We start from the raw sequence: 16400 nt of genomic DNA on the forward strand, positions 1-16400 counted from the left end.
TACCAAACTTATAGCAAAACCACCTATGCCCAGCAACGAAATCTCCCCCGGCCTCGTCGTCCAGAACCTGCCCGATGCGCTGCGCTTGAGCCACTACAAGCTCATCGCATTCGACATGGACTCGACCCTCATCAACATCGAGTGCATTGACGAAATTGCAGATGCAGTGGGTCGCAAGGCCCAGGTGGCCGCCATCACCGAAGCCGCCATGCGCGGCGAGATCACCGACTTCAAAGACAGCCTGCGCCGTCGCCTCGCCCTGCTGCAGGGCGTGACCGAGGCTGACCTGCACGCTGTCAAGACCGAGCGACTGCGTTTGAACCCCGGCGCGACTGCGCTGGTTTCCGCCTGCAAACAGGCCGGGCTCAAAGTGCTGCTGGTGAGCGGCGGTTTTACCTACTTTGCCTCGTATGTGTGCGAGCTGCTGGGCATAGACTTTATGCGCTCCAACGCCTTGCAAATCGAAAACGGCGCCCTCACCGGCGCCCTGGTGCAGCAGGCTTGGGGGGACATTTGTGACGGAGCCGAGAAACGCCGCACGTTACTGGAGGTTGCGTCCCTGCTGAACATCCGCCCCGATCAGTGCATTGCAGTCGGCGACGGCGCCAACGACCTGCCCATGATGGGCGCAGCGGGCCTCTCGGTGGCATTCCACGCCAAGCCTGCCGTGCGCGAGCAAGCGCAGGTCGCCATCAACGAGGGCGGCTTGGACCGCCTGTTGGACGTACTGAAGGTCTGATGGTCTGCTAAAGACCTTGGGGTGCCGGTGGGGGCGCTCACCGGCCGCCCTCAGGCGCTGTTGACCTTGGGCTGCCCCTGTTCCACGACAAATGCGGCCAGCGTGCTGACATCGCTGTCTGCGCGGGTCGCGTCATCCACCACCCGCAAGCTCACGCTGAGCTGTTGCGGGGTGAACTCCGCCACCCCATAACCGCGCCGCTCGCGGTCCGCCATGACGAAGTGCGGGTTCTCCGCAAGTACCTCGGCCAGACCTTTGTTATCCCCTCCACGGGAAGTGATGCTGGTGCCGCAAAACTCCACGCCCACCGCTTTGCTATCCGGACGCGCGTAATCGGCTTTCACATGGCCGACCCAGTTGGAGTGCACATCGCCCCCCAGAAACACCGGATTGCTGACCTTGTGCCGCTGCAAGGCCTGGGTGAGACGGGACCGTGCAGGCGCATAGCCGTCCCATCCGTCGTTGTGGAGCACTAGGCCGTCGCCGGGTCTGAAATCCCGCTGCCCGAACACGGTTTGCTGGGCGATCACGCTCCAGGTGCCGCCGCCAATCGCCAAGGACTGTTCCAACCACCGCTCCTGCTCCATGCCCAGCAAGGTTCGGGCAGGGTCATTCCAACTCGCACAGGCCGCGGGATTCACCCCGCTGGAGCCGAATGCCCCGCCTTTGGTACAGGCCTGCCGGTCGCGGTACTGGCGGTCATCCACCGTGTGCAGCACCGCCAAACGACCGAAGGCTACACGGTCATACAGCCGTAGTTCGCTGCCGGTTTGCATCACACCCGCCAAGGCTTTTTGCAGCACTGAAGCCCGCAGAGGCATATGTTCGTAATAGGCCTGGTAGGCCGCCAGCCGGCGTGCGGCAAAGTCCGGCACCTCCGGCCCGAAAGTGCCTTGCACTCCGCCGGCATAGTCGTTCTGCACCTCGTGGTCGTCCCAGGTCATGATCCACGGGCAGGCTGCGTGCATGGCCTGCAAATCAATGTCGCTCTTGTACAGCGCATAGCGGGCGCGGTAATCATCCAAAGAGACAGTGGCGTTGGTGGGCACGCGGCGCACAGACTTGCTGGTGCCCCCGTACTCGTAGATGTAGTCGCCCAGAAACATCACGGCATCGAGGTTCTCTGCTCGCATGTGCCGGTAGGCGCTGTAAAAGCCGTGCTCCCAATGCTGGCAGGACGCATAAGCCAAGCGCAGCTTCTGCGCGGCGGCACCCGGCGCGGGGAAAGTGCGGGTGCGCCCCGTAGCGCTCTGCGCCGTGCCGATTTGGAAGCGATAGAAATACCAGCGATCCGGCTCCAGGCCCTGCACTTCCACATGCACCGCGTGCGCCAGTTCCGGCGCCGCATGCACCGAGCCGGTTTGCACCATGCGTTGGAAGCCTTCGTCATGGGCGACTTCCCATCGCACAGCCACTGGGGAGGAACCCCATGCGGCAGTGTCAGCCGCTTGCGCCTGTACCAAACGTGTCCATAACACCACCGAATCGTGCCGTGGCGAGCCACTGGCAACACCCAGTGCAAACGGGTCACTGATCAATCGGGGCTGAGCGCGGGCACTGTCGGGCAGCCATAAGCCCCCGCCGATGGCTGCAGCCATCGCCAATACACGGCGCCGGTCGGGGAACGAGGGAGTGTCCGCAGCCATGGTGAATACGCGGTACGCCTACTCCGCAGCGATCTGGCGCAAAGCCTGTTCAAACACCTCTGGCGGCTGCCCACCAGAGATCAAGTGCCGGTCATTGATCACCACCGCCGGCACCGAGTGAATGCCGGCATTCAAATAGAACTGCTCTTGCTCCCGAACCGCGTCGGCAAACTCATCACCTGCCAGCACTGCACGTGCCTCGTCGCCGGACAAACCCACCGATTCGGCCGCCTCTATCAACACTGCATGCTGACTCGGGTCCTTGCCGTCGGTGAAATAGGCCTTGAACAGCGCTTTTTTAAGGGCTGTCTGCAAGCCGGTGTCTTCGGCCCAGTGCAACAGCCGGTGCGCATCGAAGGTGTTGTAGATACGGGCGCGCTTGTCCATGTTGAAGGTAAAGCCCAGCGCCTCACCCCGGGCGCGGATGTTCTCGCGGGCGGCAGCGGCTTGCTCCGGGGTGGATCCGTACTTCTTGCTCAGGTGCTCCGTGATGTCCTCCCCTTCGGGCACCATCTGCGGGTTGAGCTCGAAGGGTTGGAATTGCATCTGCACTTCGACCTCGCCTTGAAGGCGGGAAAGTGCAGTTTCCAGGGATTGCAAGCCGATGGCGCACCAGGGGCAGGACACATCGGAGACGAAATCAATTTTGAGCGTAGTGGTCATATGAGGCCGGTCGCCTATTTCCGGCACCGGTGTGTTGGTTTTCACAATAAATGGTGCGCTGCCACCTAAAATCTGGGCAGCGTTTTCCCCTACACCTTACCGTATGTCTGCCGTGCGTTTTCTGGTTGCTGACAGCAGCCCTGCATTACAAACTTTTGCCAGAAACCTGATCACCGGCTATGGCTTTGAGCCGGCCTGGGTGGCGGTGGCCTCTACGCCGGAGGCGGCTCTCGCATCGGCACGGGAGCAGGCGCCCCACTTTTTGCTCACCGATTGCTTTTCCAAAGAACAGACCACAGGATTGCTTTTGGCTGCGGAGGTAAAAAAAGGCACACCTGATTTGCGCTGGGCCCTGATGAGCGCACGGTTGGATGAAGAGCTGGACACTTTGGCCCGCAACGCCGGCGCCATGTTTCAGCTGGCCAAGCCCTTTGCGGCGGCAGACATCAAGGCCGCCATGGGCAAAGCATTGGAGCAATGGGGACAGGACAACCATGAGGTCGGACGGCGCATGCCGGGCTACAGGCGCCCGCGCGCGGTACCCGTCGTACCGGTAGTGCCTGATGTGCCAGCCTACAAGGCAGGCGATTACGTGGAGTACCAAGGCGTGCGGGACACCGTGAGACACGTCATTTTCCGCCGCGGGGAGTTGGTCGTTCAGTTGTCCAACGTGAGCGGCATGGTGCCTGCAACCAAACTCCGCAAACTTTGAATTTGCAGCGACCGCTGCAAATTCAAAGGCCGTAAGGCAACCTCACAGCGCCTGACCGAGCCGCGCAATGCCTTCTTCAATCTTGGCCACATCAGCCGTGGCGAAACTCAGGCGCAATGTAGTCTGATCCGGATCGTGTGCATAGAACGGCGCGCCAGGGACGAAGGCCACCAGTTTGTCGATAGCCCGCTTCGCAAAATCGCCTGCGTGGGTTGGTTTTCCGTTGGCACCCGTCAGGCGTGCCCAGAAAAACATGCCGCCCTGGGGTGCATCAAACGCAATGGCATCGCCGAGTTCCGCTTGCAAACGCGCAGCCATCACACGGGCGCGTTCGGCATAGGTAGCACGCACCGCCGCTAAAGCAGTCGGCAAACGGTTGAGCGTGAGATATTGCGCAGCCGTCGCTTGGGTCAGGTTGCTGGTGTGCGCGTCACTGAATTGTTTGCACATGGTGGCACGGCCTAGCAAGGCAGGCGGCGCAATCAACCAGCCCACACGCAAACCCGGGCTCAGCACCTTGCTGAACGAACCGCAATGCGCCAGCCACTCGCGGCTGCCGGGTACTTCGTCGCTCAAGGCCAGCAGGCTGGGCGGTGGCGCCTGGTCAAAAAACAACTCACCGTAGGGGTCATCCTCCACCACCAGTGTCTGAGTGCGGACGGCTATCTCCAGAATGCGTTTGCGGCGCTCAAGACTCAGCATGGCGCCACTGGGGTTACCAAACGAGGGAATCAGGTATACCAGCTTGGGTTTGTGCTCCGCAATCAAGGCTTCGAGCTTGTCCACATCCACACCGTCCGCATCAATCGGTGCACCGATCACATGTGCGCCATATAGGCGGAAACACTGAATGGTGGCCAGAAATGTGGGCGCCTCCATGATGACCTTGTCACCCGGTGAGATCATGGTCTTGCCAATGAGGTCCAAGGCTTGCTGGCTGCCTGTAGTCACGATCAAACCATCGGGCGCTACCGTAGCACCTTTACCGGCCATGTGTTGGCTGATGCCTTCGCGCAGCGGTTGATAGCCCTCGGTAGCGCCGTACTGGAGCACCGGGCCGGGATTGTTTTTAAGAACTGCGTCCGTTGATTCGCGAATGCCTTCGACGTCAAACAAGGCGGGGTCAGGGAAGCCGCCGGCAAAACTGATGATGCCGGGCTTGCCGAGCAGCTTGAACAGCTCACGGATGGCTGAGGTTTCGACGTTGTTCAAACGATCTGCAAATTGCATATTTAATTTCACAATTCAAACAAAAAAATATTAATAACCCGAGCAAAACCAGATTCTCAAGTCGCCTTACTTCAGGTAAATTGTCATCGACACCGGTCACTTTGATTAACCAGGAGACGACATGACCCAGCTCGCAGCGTTCTTTGAAACCGTGAAATTGCCATCCATGTCCGAGGTGGCCCACGCACTCATTCAAACCCTGAATGACGACAGTGCGGGCATCCCCGAAATACGTGACCTCATTGCCAAAGACCCGGCACTTTCAGCCAAGCTATTGCGCTTGGCCAATAGCGCCCAGTTCGGCTTGCCCCGTGGCGTCAGCAGTCTGGATGATGCTATCACCATGGTGGGCATGTCGAAGGTGCGTACTTTAGCGCTGGGCGCTTGTTTGAGCGAATCTTTTCCGACGATTCCGGGGCTTGACCGTAAAGAATTCTGGCGTACGAGCATGGCCTGTGCAGGCTATGCCCAGTGGCTTGCCACTGGCCTGGGCATGGACGGGCAGCAAGCGTGGCTCACCGGCATGATGCTGCGCTTGGGCGAGCTGCTGATCGTGCAAGCAGAGCCGGACGTGCTGCAAGAAATTGAAAAACTGCCACATATCCCCGGTGTGCGATGGCAACGTGAAGCCCGGCTCACCGGTTTCACCGAAGGCCAAATCACTTCAGAGCTGGCACGTCGCTGGAATTTTCCGCCCCAGATGGTGCAAGCGCTGGCCCAATCGGCCGAGCCAGTCACTACCCATGGATTTTCCCGACTGGCCGGTGTAGTCCATCTGGCGGGGTTAATGGCAGAGACGGATCACAACGGTCCCGATGTCATCGATACTCTGCCGACCGACGTGATTTCAGCGCTCATGCTGGACATAGACTGGCTGCACGCGAAATTCCCCAAAGAAGAAACTTTTGTCAACATCACTGCCTTGTGAAACCCGCCCAGATAGAAAACTTTTTCGCAACCCTGCAGGCCGCCAACCCCAATCCGCAAACCGAGCTGGAGTTCAGCTCTGTTTTCGAGTTGCTGGCGGCCGTTTTGCTGTCGGCGCAAGCGACCGATGTGGGGGTCAATAAAGCCACCCGCAAGCTGTTTGCAGTTGCCAACACGCCACAGAAAATTCTCGCTCTCGGCTTGTCAGGCCTGGAAGAGCACATCAAGACCATTGGCCTTTTTAGAAGCAAAGCCAAGCACCTGATGGAAACCTGCCGCATGCTGGTGGATCTGCATGGAGGGCGGGTACCTGCGGATCGGGAATCCCTGGAAGCGCTGCCCGGCGTCGGTCGCAAAACTGCCAATGTGGTGTTGAATGTGGCTTTCGGTCAACCGACCATGGCAGTGGACACACACCTTTTCCGCTTGGGCAATCGCACGGGTCTGGCCCCCGGCAAGACACCGCTGGAAGTTGAGCTAAAGTTGCTCAAGCGCATACCTGCCCGCTATATGGTTGACGCACACCATTGGCTCATCCTTCATGGGCGTTATGTTTGCCAGGCCCGCAAACCTTTGTGCTGGCAATGCAGCGTAAATCAAGCTTGTGGATATAAACTCAAAACGCCCGCACCCGCGGATTGAGAGAACACTGTAACCAGCAAAGCTTCATGGCGGACATCAATACATTCATCCAAACGGTCAAATTGCCTGTGATGCCGGAGGCAGCCCATGCGCTGATTCGCACTCTGAATGATGAAGATGCGGACGTGGTGACCGTGCGTGACATCATCGCCAAAGACCCTGCCCTGACCACGACCTTGCTGCGCATGGCCAACAGTGCCCTGTTCGGCTTGTCCCGTTCGGTCACGACCTTGGACAACGCCGTCAGTGTGGTCGGCATGGCGCAGATCCGCGCCCGGGCGCTAGGCATTTGTATGTCACAAGTTTTCAAGTTGCCCGAAAGCATTAACCGTCTGGAGTTCTGGCGTTACAGCATGGTTTGCGCGGGCTACGCGAAATTTCTGGCTCGCAAAACCGGTCTGGATGAGCAGCAGGCTTGGCTCACCGCCATGATGCTGCGCTTGGGAGAGCTGGTGTTGTCGTTGCACAGTCCCGACATCATTGCCCCCATTGAACAACTGCCACGTGCACCCGGCGAACGTTGGAAGCGTGAGCGTGAGTACATCGGATTCGATGAAGGCCAACTTACCGGCGAGGTAGCCCGCCGCTGGGATTTCCCCGAAGAAGTGGTCTTGGCCCTCGGTCATTGCGCGGATGCCTTGGCCGCAGTCAATCAGTCGCGCCTGTGTGCGGTTGTGCACCTGGCTGCGCTCTGGGCCGACCAGAGCCAAGACCATGCCGCCATCCTGGAAGCAGTGGCCAGTTCGTCGCCACAAATCTTGGGTTATTTGGGCTTGAACGTAAATGACTTGCGCGAGAGCGTCCCCGACCCGGAGATGTTCAGCGACATCTCCGCACTATTGTCAAATTGACGAGTCCGCTCCCATGGCGCTTTGACTGCCTGGGCCGAACAATAGCAAACCAAGGGACCAGAGGGGCCCCTTTTTCTTAGTATCTATCGCCTGAACTTGAGCGCCAGCACCTTGTCTGCTGCGCACTGGCCTTGGGGCTTTCCGCCTTCGCTGGCAAAACGGTAGTGAATACCGGCGAAAATACGGGAGGCTGCGGCTTCATCCGCTGCCGCCTTGAAGCTCTTGAAAGTTCGGGGGCCCCAGCCTCGATCGTTATGTGTGTTGTCGACGAAAGCCGTATTGGCACCAAACATCTTGCCCAACACCGCAGCTGCCGCACTGCTCTGCACAGAATGGCCCGAGGGATAGTCCGGAAACGGTGGCGTGGGCATCAAACTGGGAGTCCAATTGCTATCAATAACCAGTTGTACATAGGTCACAGGACGTAGCACATTGAGTTTGTACTTGGTGTTCCACGCCGCTACGAAGGCATCGGACATGGCCATATTCAAGCGTGCAAAGACTTCCGCCGCTGTTCCCAGATCTGCTTTATTGTTGCGCAACAAATCGTTGGTGACATACGCCCAGTGACCGGCAGGGGTAGGAGTTTTGCCTGCGTCGTCCGCCCAATACAGCGCAAACTGACGTTGCTCTTGTGTTGCAGCACGGCTGATCTGGTACACCTCCATGCCGTCCTTGTAGAAGGCGGAACCCGGTTCTTCAGAATAGGCTGGTGGCGTGGGTGCAGGGCAGTCATCGGCCGTCTTCATCACGAAGGGACGGTTCTTGCCCCAATAGGGCAGCAAGGGTGCTGCAAAAGCAGGAGGTGTGGCAGACCATTTACCGGTTCCACTGGGCGGGACATAGTTCTGCTGGTGCCTGCGGATAGGCCCCCAGGCTTCATGACCACCATCCGTGCGTGCCCAAGTCATGATGGCCATGGCCATCAATTTGCCGAAAGTCTCGGACCGGTTGGTCATCTCCGCTGTAACGCTGTTGGGATCAAAGTCCTGGGTGTACTTCAGGGGCAGGCTACGCTCCAGGGTGTCAATGCGCGCTTTGTTCTCAGCGCTGGCGTTGCTGAACATCATCCGTGTCATGGTGGCCATGGACGCGTTGGCTACCGTTGGCCAATGCAAAGGCTCATCAGGCTGAGCCCAGGGCAAGGAGCTCAACTCATTGAGTTGCCCGGCCAAACTTTGGTAACCGGGCATGCCGGGCACCACAGACTCATACAGAGTAAGGCCCATGTACCCGAGCGCGCGTGCGGCGATCGGCGGGCTGAAGCCGGGTGTTTGCTGAATGAGCTGAAAAGCCAGAAAGAACCAGTCGTATACCACTCCGGAGCTATAGGAATTCGCTGGTTTTGCCACCACCACTTGGGCCGGCTGCGCCACGCTGATGGGACTCAGGAGGGTCGCAAAGGAAGCCGCAGTGGCCAAAACGAAGGTTCGGACTTTCATTGTGCTTTCCAGGCTTGAACACCTGTCTCCCGGTTGACGACGTAGAACGCATCAGACGCGACGTTTTGCCATGGGCCCCAATCTTCATGTGGCCACTGCACGCGGAACTTCACGTCTTTGGCATTGCCCAGGCCAAAGTGCATCCAACCAAGATGCCCGCTCGCATGGCCGCCTCCAATGGTCAACTCCTGACGTTCAATGCGCCCTCCCAGATCCACTTCCACCCAGGCGCCTATGGCATCCCGGTTGCCGCCGCCTTGCTGCAGACGGAGCTGCACCCAGTGACCCATGGGCACAGGTTTCTCTGCCGCGCCCGCACCCACGTGGCGCCACAGTTGTGCTTTGTCCTGGCGGTTCACCACCACCATATCGAGCAAACCGTCACCGTTCAAATCCGCCATCATGCCGCCCCGCCCGCGCTTGAAACTGGCGACGCCGGCTTGCTGACCCACCTCGGTGAAGTGCCCGTCCGGCTCCTGGAGCAATAGGTTATTGGGGTCCAGAATCGCAAAGTCAGGCATGGATGACACATTGCCTTTAACGATGAAAAGATCAGCCCAACCATCGTTGTTGGCGTCCGCAAATTGGGCATGCCAAGCTGTGCTGGGGTGGATATCGCCACCTACATAGGGGCGATGCGCCGTGATACCCCGCTTGTAGGCCTGATCGATATAGCTTGGTTTGCCGGGCCCTGCTTCCAGCTTCTGGAACTTGTTGTCCGCCATGCTGGTAATGAAGTATTCAGGGTAGCCATCACCATCAATGTCATGGCCAGCGATACCCATACCCCAGACTTGGAGTTGCTTCCATCCGTCTTGCTCGGTGTATAGCTTTGCTGGCGCGCCCGGTGCCACTTTCCACAACTGCTCTTGTCCGCCCTGGTAATACTCGCGGTCGTTGGACACCCGCAGACTCGCTTGTCCGCTGCGGTTCCAATCAGAGAACAACATGCTGAGCGCGCAGTAACCCGGTGAGAGTTTTTCCGGTGCGCCATACGCCTTGCCACTTTCATCTGGCCGCATCAAGAAGCCGGGCGTGCAGGTACCCCATGGAAAATCAGGACGACTGCGGTCGTAGTAACTGCCGAAGGCCATGGTCGGCAAGGTCTGCCCTTTCTCCCAAGTGGCAGAAAACGCAGTGTGCCAATCATTGCTGGGCGGAATGTTCCAGCGCGCATTGGCATTCTCAAACTTGCACTGACCCAAACCACGGAAAACCGCCAACTCGCCAACGCGTAGAACCACCAGATCAACATTCCCGTCCGCATCAATGTCTATCGGGTAAGCACCGGTCGCATTGGTCACCTCCATATTGGAGCGCTGCTCTTGCAATTTGATCGGCCCACCCCGCATGCTCTTGTTGCGATAGAACTTGGCCTTGTTCACACCACCCGTGACATACATCTCGGGCAGTCCATCTCCATCGCAGTCAAAAACCGCAACGCCGCCGCCGACCATGAATTCATCCTGCCCTTCAAAGCGGACCTGCAAACCTGCGGTATCTGTCTCCTCTACAAACTTGGGCGTTGCGGGCAAGGCACCTCCTTGCGCAAACGCTTGCTGCATCAAGCTCGCGACAAGCACGTAAGCTAATTTTCTGAACATCATTACTAAATTCCTCGATTAATCCTGAACCACGCCGTGTACATCACTATCCAGCCACCTGGTTGGCATCCTTCAAAAGGGGGCGCAAAAACTCATGCAAAACCAAGGCCGCAGCACCCACTGCAGCAGCATGCAAGCCATAACGTGCGGGCCTCACCTCCGGAGCTTGCATACCTGCTGATTGGGCGTAAGAACATTGCGTTTGGCGCGCAGCATCCACAAGCCCCGGATGCTCGAAGGTGGAGCGCCCTCCGATCACGATGACCCGTGGATTGAACATGGCATCCACGTTTTGCAGCATCATTCCCAGGTACTGCGCTGCATGGTCCAGGCTTGTGTGCTCCTGGAGAGCCCGCGCGCCCACAAAAGCCTCTGCGCATCCCCGACGCCCGCATGAGCAAAGCGGTCCGTTGACCTGCAAAACGGTGTGCCCGATTTCACCGGCCGTACCCCGTGCTCCGGTAAAAAGCCGGTCGTTCAGTACAACCCCGGCTCCCACGCCCACATCGCAGTTCAAAAAAATCAGCGGATCTTCATTACCACCGCCACCGAATTCGTATTCGCCGAGGGCAGCGGTATCTCCGTCATTCTGCAAATGGATTTGGGTAGCCGGTATACCCAGCCTGCCAAACTCTTGCGCAAGCATCTCCAGAAAGGGGACATTTCGCCAACCAAGATTCGGTGCCAAGCGGACTATGCCGCCTGCCTCGTCAATGGCGCCAGGCAAACACACGCCTACACCCGTCAGCAACCAATGGTTCACATCCAGCTCACGCGTCAGGGCGCTCAGAAGCCGGGTTGCCAATGCGCAAGCACTGCTTGGCCTCGGGTCATCCAGCACCGCCTCGTGGTGGCTGAGCACCTCCCCTGTCAATGAGACAGAGACAATACGGACGCAATCCACCGCTATCTCAATACCCACCAGCACGCGCTTGTTGGCGTCTATCTCCAGCGGAGTGGATGGCCTGCCCATACCCTGCCCCGCCACAGGTGTTATGGGCTCTGTGAGCCAGTGTTCGTCCAGCAATTCACGCACCAGCCCACTGACGGTGGATTTGGTCAAACCGCTCAGAGTGGCCAAACGGGCCCTTGAAAGGCCGGGCTGGCTGCGGATCAGTCGCAGCAAAACACTGCGATTGATCCGCCTGAGCAACTGCAAATCACCCGTCGTTTTCATGCAATGCGCTCAACAGTCAACGCCAAGCACACACACCATCGGATTACTGGGGATTGCGCTCACACTCGGGTTTGCCTTCCGGCTTTTTCCCCAGAATGATCATGCCCAACACTTCGTCCTCGGTCACGTCCTGGGTGCGGTAGGTTCCCACCATCTTGCCGTTCTTCATGACGGCCAGACGATCGCTCAAGGCAAACACGTCGTGCATGTCGTGACTGATCAGGAAAATGCCCACGCCTTCCGCTTTGAGCTGCTCAATGAGCTTGGCCACCATTGCCGTTTCCTCAGGGCCCAAAGCCGCTGTGGGTTCGTCCATGATGAGGATCTGGGCGTTGAAGTAAATCGCCCGTGAGATCGCCACCACCTGACGCTGACCACCAGACAGCCGGCGCACAGGCGTGTGGTAGTTCTTGAAGTTTTTGTTCAGACGTTGAAACACCTTGCGGGCATCCGCATCCATGCGGTGGTCGTCCAATGTCCGCCACGGAGTGAGTAGCTCACGTCCAAGAAAAAGGTTGGCCACCGAATCCAGGTTGTCTGCCAAGGCCAGTGTCTGGTAGATGGATTCAATCCCTGCTGCTTGCGCATCCGCAGGGGTGCGGATGTGCGCCTTGGTGCCATTGATGATCACGTCGCCACTGTCAATCGGGTAGGCACCAGCCAGCATCTTCATCAACGTCGATTTACCCGCACCGTTGTGACCCAGCACGGCCACAACTTCACCGGGGTACAGGTTGATGCTGACGTTTTCCACCGCATGCACACCGCCGAAGGCCTTATTGATGTTGCGCATTTCCACCAGGCATTTGCTGGTGTCCACGGCAGCTTTGGTTTTAGTCGTTTCCATGTTGGTGCTCACAGCACATCTCCCGTCCATTTGCGATAAGCCACATCAAAGACCACGGCTGCAATAAGCACCTGTCCGATGATCACGTAGCGGGTACCGATGGAGACATCCAGCAGCAGCATGCCGCTGTCAATGCATTGCATGATCAGGGCACCCAACACGGAGCCCAGAATCGTCCCGCTACCGCCCGCCAGCGCTGTGCCACCGATCACCGTCGCGGCAATCACCAGCAACTCCAGGTTGTTGCCCAAAGAGTTGGTACCGGCATTCAGACGGGAAATTGCGACAATCGCTGCGATGGTGGTGAGTACCGCCAACAGCAGAAACAGCATCATGGTCACGCGCTTGACGGGAATACCCACCAAGGCTGCCGCATCCGGATTGCCGCCCATGGCAAACACGTAACGGCCGAAGCGCGTACGGTGCACGATGAAGGCCATCACCACCGCCACCGCACCCCAGATCAACACGGGGATGGGAACGCCCTGAGCGTCATCCTTGCCGGGGATCTGGTAGGCGTTCATCACTGCGACAAAGCCCAGCACCAGAACGATAGGAATGAGAGACAGTGCAATGTCCATCCCCAAGGAGTTGGTCGGCACGTCATAGCGTTGCTTGGAGCGGCGCTTGGCCAGCATGGACAAGACAATGCACACAGAAATCACGCCACCCAGAATCCAGCTGGCAGTGGTGCCAATGCCACCGTTAAAGCCACCACCCAGCTTCAAAAAGAAAGGATCTGACAAAGGCTGCGTCTTGCCGTCAGCCACCAGATAAGCCGCACCACGGAAGGACATCAACCCCCCCAAAGTGACCACAAAAGAAGGCACACCCACGTAGGCCGTCAACAAGCCCTGGTAAACAGCCACCACGATCCCTGCCGCAAGCCCTGCCAAACAAGCAGTCGGCCAAGACCACTCCAGGGTGTACATCAAGAATGCAATGAGCACACCCACAAAACCCATCACCGAACCGACGGAGAGGTCGATGTGGCGAGCCACAATAATGAGCACCATGACGGTTGCCAAAATGCCGACCACCGCAGTCTGCTGCGCGATGTTGTACAAGTTTTCGGCAGAGAAAAAGATACCGCCAGACAGAACATTAAAGATAACGGTGGTGACCACCAACACTGCGGTCATCAGCACCATGCGCCAATCGATGGCCGAATGCTTCAAGTTTTTTAGAGCTTGATTCATTGACTTCCCCAAACGAAACCGAAAACGGAGTTCTAAAACAACACCGCGGGCACCAAGCTCAAGCCCGGCCCGCGGTGAATGGCTAACAACTGTTAGAAAAAACGCTTACTTGCAAGCAGCCACTTTGGACACGTCCACGCCCTTGCACAGAACGTCTTTCTTGATGTAGCCAGCCTTCAAGACCACATCCAGGTTGGCTTGGGTCACAGGGATAGGCTTCAGGAAGATGGACTTCAGGGTCACCTTCTTGGGACCACCGGCCCAGTCAGCCGCGCCAGTCACAGGCTTGCCGGAACCCAGTTCCACAGCAGCCTTGGCAGCAGCGGTACCGAGGTCAGCAGAGTTCTTCCACACGGACACAGTCTGGGTACCCAGAGCCACGCGGTTCAGAGCAGCGTGGTCGCCGTCCTGGCCGGACACGGGGATGCCTTGCAAGCCTTTGGCTGTCAAAGCAGCCACTACGCCACCGGCCATACCGTCGTTCTGAGCCACAACGGCGTCAACCTTGTTGCCGTTCTTGGTCAGGATCTGTTCCATGTTCTTCTGGGCGTTCTGGGGGTTCCAACCGGCGGTGAACTCTTCACCAACGATCTTCACGTCACCGCTCTTGATTGCGGCTTCCAGAACTTCGCCTTGGCCTTCACGCAGGAAGTTGGCGTTGTTGTCGCCTGGGTCACCCTTGATGATGGCGTAGTTGCCCTTGGGCTTGACCGCCAGAATCGCACGTGCAGTCATGCGGCCCACTTCCTTGTTGTCGAAAGTGATGTAAGTGGTGCCGGGAGCTTCGAACAAACGGTCGTAAGCGATCACTGGGATCTTCAGCTGGGCAGCCTTGTTCACGGCAGGCAGGATGGCGTCCTTGTCGCGGGCCAGAATGATCAGGACCTTGGCGCCCTTGGCGATCAAGCTGTCGATGTCAGTCAATTGCTTTTCGGTAGAAGAACCAGCGTCCGACATGATGTACTTGGCGCCGCTCTTGGCCAACTCGGCCTTGATGGCTGCTTCGTCAGTCTTCCAGCGCTCTTCCTGGTAGGCGTCAAAGCTCACGCCGACAGTCAGCTGAGCAAAAGAGGAACCGGCAGCCATGGCCAGTGCCAAAGCGGTCAATTGACGTTGAAATTTCATGTATGTCTCCAGAATAATTACCCGATATGGGCGTCTGTGTTGAATCAACTTTTACCTACCGCCGCCCATGGACTGCATGAGTTAGTTCGGACAGTAGACGAAGTGTCCACCAGATTTCTGGCCTCCTACACTAGGGGAAATACCGAGAGGCGTGCAAACAAGGTTACAGGTTCATTAACGATTGTTTATCGTTAATAAACACTTACAAACGCAACCACGCTCCAGTGGGCACCTCTGTCCCGGTCCACTCGTGCGACTGGAGCGCCCCCCCCAAACCCCGACTCAAGAGCTCACAGCCCCGGATGACCCCGGCGTGGGTGATCCACACCGCATCCTCCTGCCGCTGATGGTGCTCTTGCCAGGCCCCGGAAACCTGGGCCATGAACTCGGCCACACTCTGCTGTCCGCCGAACCGGTGACCCCAGAAGTCCGCCGTCCAGGCATCTAGCACCTCTTTGCCGATGGCACTCCAAGGCTGCCCTTCCCACACACCGAAGTCCATCTCTGCCAACCGCGGATCCACGACCTCCACGGGCAAGTCGGCCCGCACGCTGCGCAGCGCCACGGCCAACGCACGGCAACGTTGTCGGGGTGAGCATCGCAAGGGGATGCCCAGCGGCAACTCACCGGCCAGTGCCGCGGCTGCTGCCCGTGTGGCCGCAGGATCGCTCTCCAGCTCCAGCGCGCCGTAGCACACACCGGGCTCGGCCAGAACCTTGGCATGCCGCACCAACCACAGCGTCATACAGCGGCCCCAAGCGCACAGGCCATGCCCAAGTAGAAGGCAATTTCACCTACCTGCTGCGTCGCACCCAGACAGTCACCCGTGAAGCCTTGCAGGCGCTGCGCAAACCAGCGAAGCATCCACAGCCACGCGAGCGCTGCGGCCGCCATGCCACCGGCAAGGGCCGACCACCAGGCACTTGCGGCAACCGGAAGCGCTACTGTTTTTATAGCTATCGGCGCACAGCCCATGAGCGCCAGCGCCCCAAAACACCACAGAGCCGCCGCCAGCAAGGCTGAATAAGCAATCTGGTTCGCCAGGGGCTTGGACTTGGACTGCGCCGCATCGCCCACATGCGGCAGCAGGCGTATGGTCAAAAGCGGCCACGTGCGCGAGACCACATGCCCCGCAAACACTGCACCCACCATGACAGCTGCGCCCATGGATCCCAAAAGCGCCAGCAACGCCACTTTGCACAAGAGGGCGAGCATCACGGCAATCGCACCGAAAGCCCCCACACGCGAGTCCTTCATGATCTCCAGCGCCCGGTCGCGGTTCAGGCTGCCACCCAGACCATCAGCCACATCCGCCAGCCCATCCTCATGGAAGGCACCGGTCATCACCACACTGAGCGCAGTCCCCAAGGCGGCAGCCACCAAGGGCGCGAAAGGGTTGGACGGCAAAAGCGCCAGCAAACCCGAGGTGAGTAACGCCACCGCGGCTCCCACCAACCAACCCACGCCGGGGAAATGCGCCGCACTGGCCCTGAGCATGGCCGGACTGAAGCCTACCCACTCCGCCAGCCGGCCGGTCACCGGCACGCGGCTGAAGAACTGCAGGGCCAGCAGATAGTGGCGAATGAATCCTCGCAT

Annotated in this window: 16 protein-coding genes; 5 read left to right on the forward strand and 11 right to left on the reverse strand. The window is 58.8% G+C overall.

The features are described from left to right. Positions 1 to 25: 25 nt before the first annotated feature. Positions 26 to 739 carry a phosphoserine phosphatase SerB gene (serB, locus tag RAN89_RS12665; RefSeq protein ID WP_313866648.1) on the forward strand — a complete coding sequence of 238 codons (714 nt, stop codon included), beginning with the start codon at positions 26 to 28 and terminating at the stop codon, positions 737 to 739. Between the two features lie 50 nt (positions 740 to 789). Here serB and RAN89_RS12670 read toward each other — a convergent pair whose 3' ends face one another. Both RAN89_RS12670 and RAN89_RS12675 read right to left on the reverse strand, forming a co-directional pair. Further along, a complete protein-coding gene (locus tag RAN89_RS12670; protein WP_313866649.1) occupies positions 790 to 2385 on the reverse strand; it encodes an alkaline phosphatase D family protein in 1596 nt (531 codons plus the stop codon). Positions 2386 to 2403: 18 nt separating this feature from the next. Further along, on the reverse strand, positions 2404 to 3048 hold the full coding sequence (locus RAN89_RS12675) for a DsbA family oxidoreductase (RefSeq protein WP_313866650.1): 645 nt from the start codon (positions 3046 to 3048) through the stop codon (positions 2404 to 2406). Between the two features lie 103 nt (positions 3049 to 3151). On the opposite strand from RAN89_RS12675, the gene RAN89_RS12680 reads away from it, so the two are divergent. Continuing rightward, complete coding sequence (locus RAN89_RS12680; RefSeq protein ID WP_313866651.1) at positions 3152 to 3760, forward strand: response regulator; 609 nt, start codon at positions 3152 to 3154, stop codon at positions 3758 to 3760. A gap of 42 nt (positions 3761 to 3802) precedes the next feature. Here RAN89_RS12680 and RAN89_RS12685 read toward each other — a convergent pair whose 3' ends face one another. Continuing rightward, on the reverse strand, positions 3803 to 4990 hold the full coding sequence (locus tag RAN89_RS12685; protein ID WP_313866652.1) for an aminotransferase-like domain-containing protein: 1188 nt from the start codon (positions 4988 to 4990) through the stop codon (positions 3803 to 3805). 121 nt (positions 4991 to 5111) lie between these two features. Between RAN89_RS12685 and RAN89_RS12690 the strand changes: the two genes are divergently transcribed. From RAN89_RS12690 to RAN89_RS12700, 3 genes are read left to right on the forward strand one after another with little or no spacing between them, the layout of a single operon-like run. After that, positions 5112 to 5918, forward strand: a complete 807-nt coding sequence (locus tag RAN89_RS12690; protein WP_313866653.1) for an HDOD domain-containing protein — start codon at positions 5112 to 5114, stop codon at positions 5916 to 5918. After that, complete coding sequence (gene nth / locus RAN89_RS12695; protein ID WP_313866654.1) at positions 5915 to 6559, forward strand: endonuclease III; 645 nt, start codon at positions 5915 to 5917, stop codon at positions 6557 to 6559. The genes RAN89_RS12690 and nth overlap by 4 nt, the downstream gene beginning before the upstream one ends. 26 nt (positions 6560 to 6585) lie before the next feature. Beyond that, the gene (locus RAN89_RS12700; RefSeq protein ID WP_313866655.1) at positions 6586 to 7410 is read left to right on the forward strand and encodes an HDOD domain-containing protein; all 825 of its coding nucleotides are present in this window, start codon (positions 6586 to 6588) and stop codon (positions 7408 to 7410) included. A gap of 83 nt (positions 7411 to 7493) precedes the next feature. Here RAN89_RS12700 and RAN89_RS12705 read toward each other — a convergent pair whose 3' ends face one another. The 8 genes from RAN89_RS12705 to RAN89_RS12740 all read right to left on the reverse strand — a co-directional run bounded on the left by RAN89_RS12705 (position 7494) and on the right by RAN89_RS12740 (position 16400). Further along, on the reverse strand, positions 7494 to 8852 hold the full coding sequence (locus RAN89_RS12705) for a vanadium-dependent haloperoxidase (protein ID WP_313866656.1): 1359 nt from the start codon (positions 8850 to 8852) through the stop codon (positions 7494 to 7496). Then, the gene (locus RAN89_RS12710; protein WP_313866657.1) at positions 8849 to 10459 is read right to left on the reverse strand and encodes a CRTAC1 family protein; all 1611 of its coding nucleotides are present in this window, start codon (positions 10457 to 10459) and stop codon (positions 8849 to 8851) included. The genes RAN89_RS12705 and RAN89_RS12710 overlap by 4 nt, the downstream gene beginning before the upstream one ends. Positions 10460 to 10502: 43 nt before the next feature. Further along, entirely contained in the window at positions 10503 to 11633 is a 1131-nt protein-coding gene (locus RAN89_RS12715) for an ROK family protein (protein WP_313866658.1), read from the reverse strand. Positions 11634 to 11676: 43 nt separating this feature from the next. Further along, positions 11677 to 12480 carry an ATP-binding cassette domain-containing protein gene (locus tag RAN89_RS12720; protein ID WP_313866659.1) on the reverse strand — a complete coding sequence of 268 codons (804 nt, stop codon included), beginning with the start codon at positions 12478 to 12480 and terminating at the stop codon, positions 11677 to 11679. Positions 12481 to 12488: 8 nt separating this feature from the next. Further along, positions 12489 to 13679 (reverse strand): sugar ABC transporter permease, encoded by a 1191-nt coding sequence (locus tag RAN89_RS12725; protein WP_313866660.1) that lies wholly within the window; start codon positions 13677 to 13679, stop codon positions 12489 to 12491. 105 nt (positions 13680 to 13784) lie between these two features. Continuing rightward, positions 13785 to 14804, reverse strand: a complete 1020-nt coding sequence (locus RAN89_RS12730; protein ID WP_313866661.1) for a substrate-binding domain-containing protein — start codon at positions 14802 to 14804, stop codon at positions 13785 to 13787. 202 nt (positions 14805 to 15006) lie between these two features. Beyond that, on the reverse strand, positions 15007 to 15549 hold the full coding sequence (locus tag RAN89_RS12735; protein ID WP_313866662.1) for a histidine phosphatase family protein: 543 nt from the start codon (positions 15547 to 15549) through the stop codon (positions 15007 to 15009). After that, a complete protein-coding gene (locus tag RAN89_RS12740; protein ID WP_313866663.1) occupies positions 15546 to 16400 on the reverse strand; it encodes an adenosylcobinamide-GDP ribazoletransferase in 855 nt (284 codons plus the stop codon). The genes RAN89_RS12735 and RAN89_RS12740 overlap by 4 nt, the downstream gene beginning before the upstream one ends.

This window comes from Rhodoferax mekongensis, assembly GCF_032191775.1.
GTDB classification, from domain to species: Bacteria; Pseudomonadota; Gammaproteobacteria; order Burkholderiales; family Burkholderiaceae_C; genus Allorhodoferax; species Allorhodoferax mekongensis.

Coding starts and splice junctions, on each gene's coding strand:
- serB (WP_313866648.1), top strand. CDS start 26: ATGCCCAGCAACGAAATCTCCCCCGGCCTCGTCGTCCAGAACCTGCCC.
- RAN89_RS12670 (WP_313866649.1), bottom strand. CDS start 2,385: ATGGCTGCGGACACTCCCTCGTTCCCCGACCGGCGCCGTGTATTGGCG.
- RAN89_RS12675 (WP_313866650.1), bottom strand. CDS start 3,048: ATGACCACTACGCTCAAAATTGATTTCGTCTCCGATGTGTCCTGCCCC.
- RAN89_RS12680 (WP_313866651.1), top strand. CDS start 3,152: ATGTCTGCCGTGCGTTTTCTGGTTGCTGACAGCAGCCCTGCATTACAA.
- RAN89_RS12685 (WP_313866652.1), bottom strand. CDS start 4,990: ATGCAATTTGCAGATCGTTTGAACAACGTCGAAACCTCAGCCATCCGT.
- RAN89_RS12690 (WP_313866653.1), top strand. CDS start 5,112: ATGACCCAGCTCGCAGCGTTCTTTGAAACCGTGAAATTGCCATCCATG.
- RAN89_RS12700 (WP_313866655.1), top strand. CDS start 6,586: ATGGCGGACATCAATACATTCATCCAAACGGTCAAATTGCCTGTGATG.
- RAN89_RS12705 (WP_313866656.1), bottom strand. CDS start 8,852: ATGAAAGTCCGAACCTTCGTTTTGGCCACTGCGGCTTCCTTTGCGACC.
- RAN89_RS12710 (WP_313866657.1), bottom strand. CDS start 10,459: ATGATGTTCAGAAAATTAGCTTACGTGCTTGTCGCGAGCTTGATGCAG.
- RAN89_RS12715 (WP_313866658.1), bottom strand. CDS start 11,633: ATGAAAACGACGGGTGATTTGCAGTTGCTCAGGCGGATCAATCGCAGT.
- RAN89_RS12720 (WP_313866659.1), bottom strand. CDS start 12,480: ATGGAAACGACTAAAACCAAAGCTGCCGTGGACACCAGCAAATGCCTG.
- RAN89_RS12725 (WP_313866660.1), bottom strand. CDS start 13,679: ATGAATCAAGCTCTAAAAAACTTGAAGCATTCGGCCATCGATTGGCGC.
- RAN89_RS12730 (WP_313866661.1), bottom strand. CDS start 14,804: ATGAAATTTCAACGTCAATTGACCGCTTTGGCACTGGCCATGGCTGCC.
- RAN89_RS12735 (WP_313866662.1), bottom strand. CDS start 15,549: ATGACGCTGTGGTTGGTGCGGCATGCCAAGGTTCTGGCCGAGCCCGGT.
- RAN89_RS12740 (WP_313866663.1), bottom strand. CDS start 16,400: ATGCGAGGATTCATTCGCCACTATCTGCTGGCCCTGCAGTTCTTCAGC.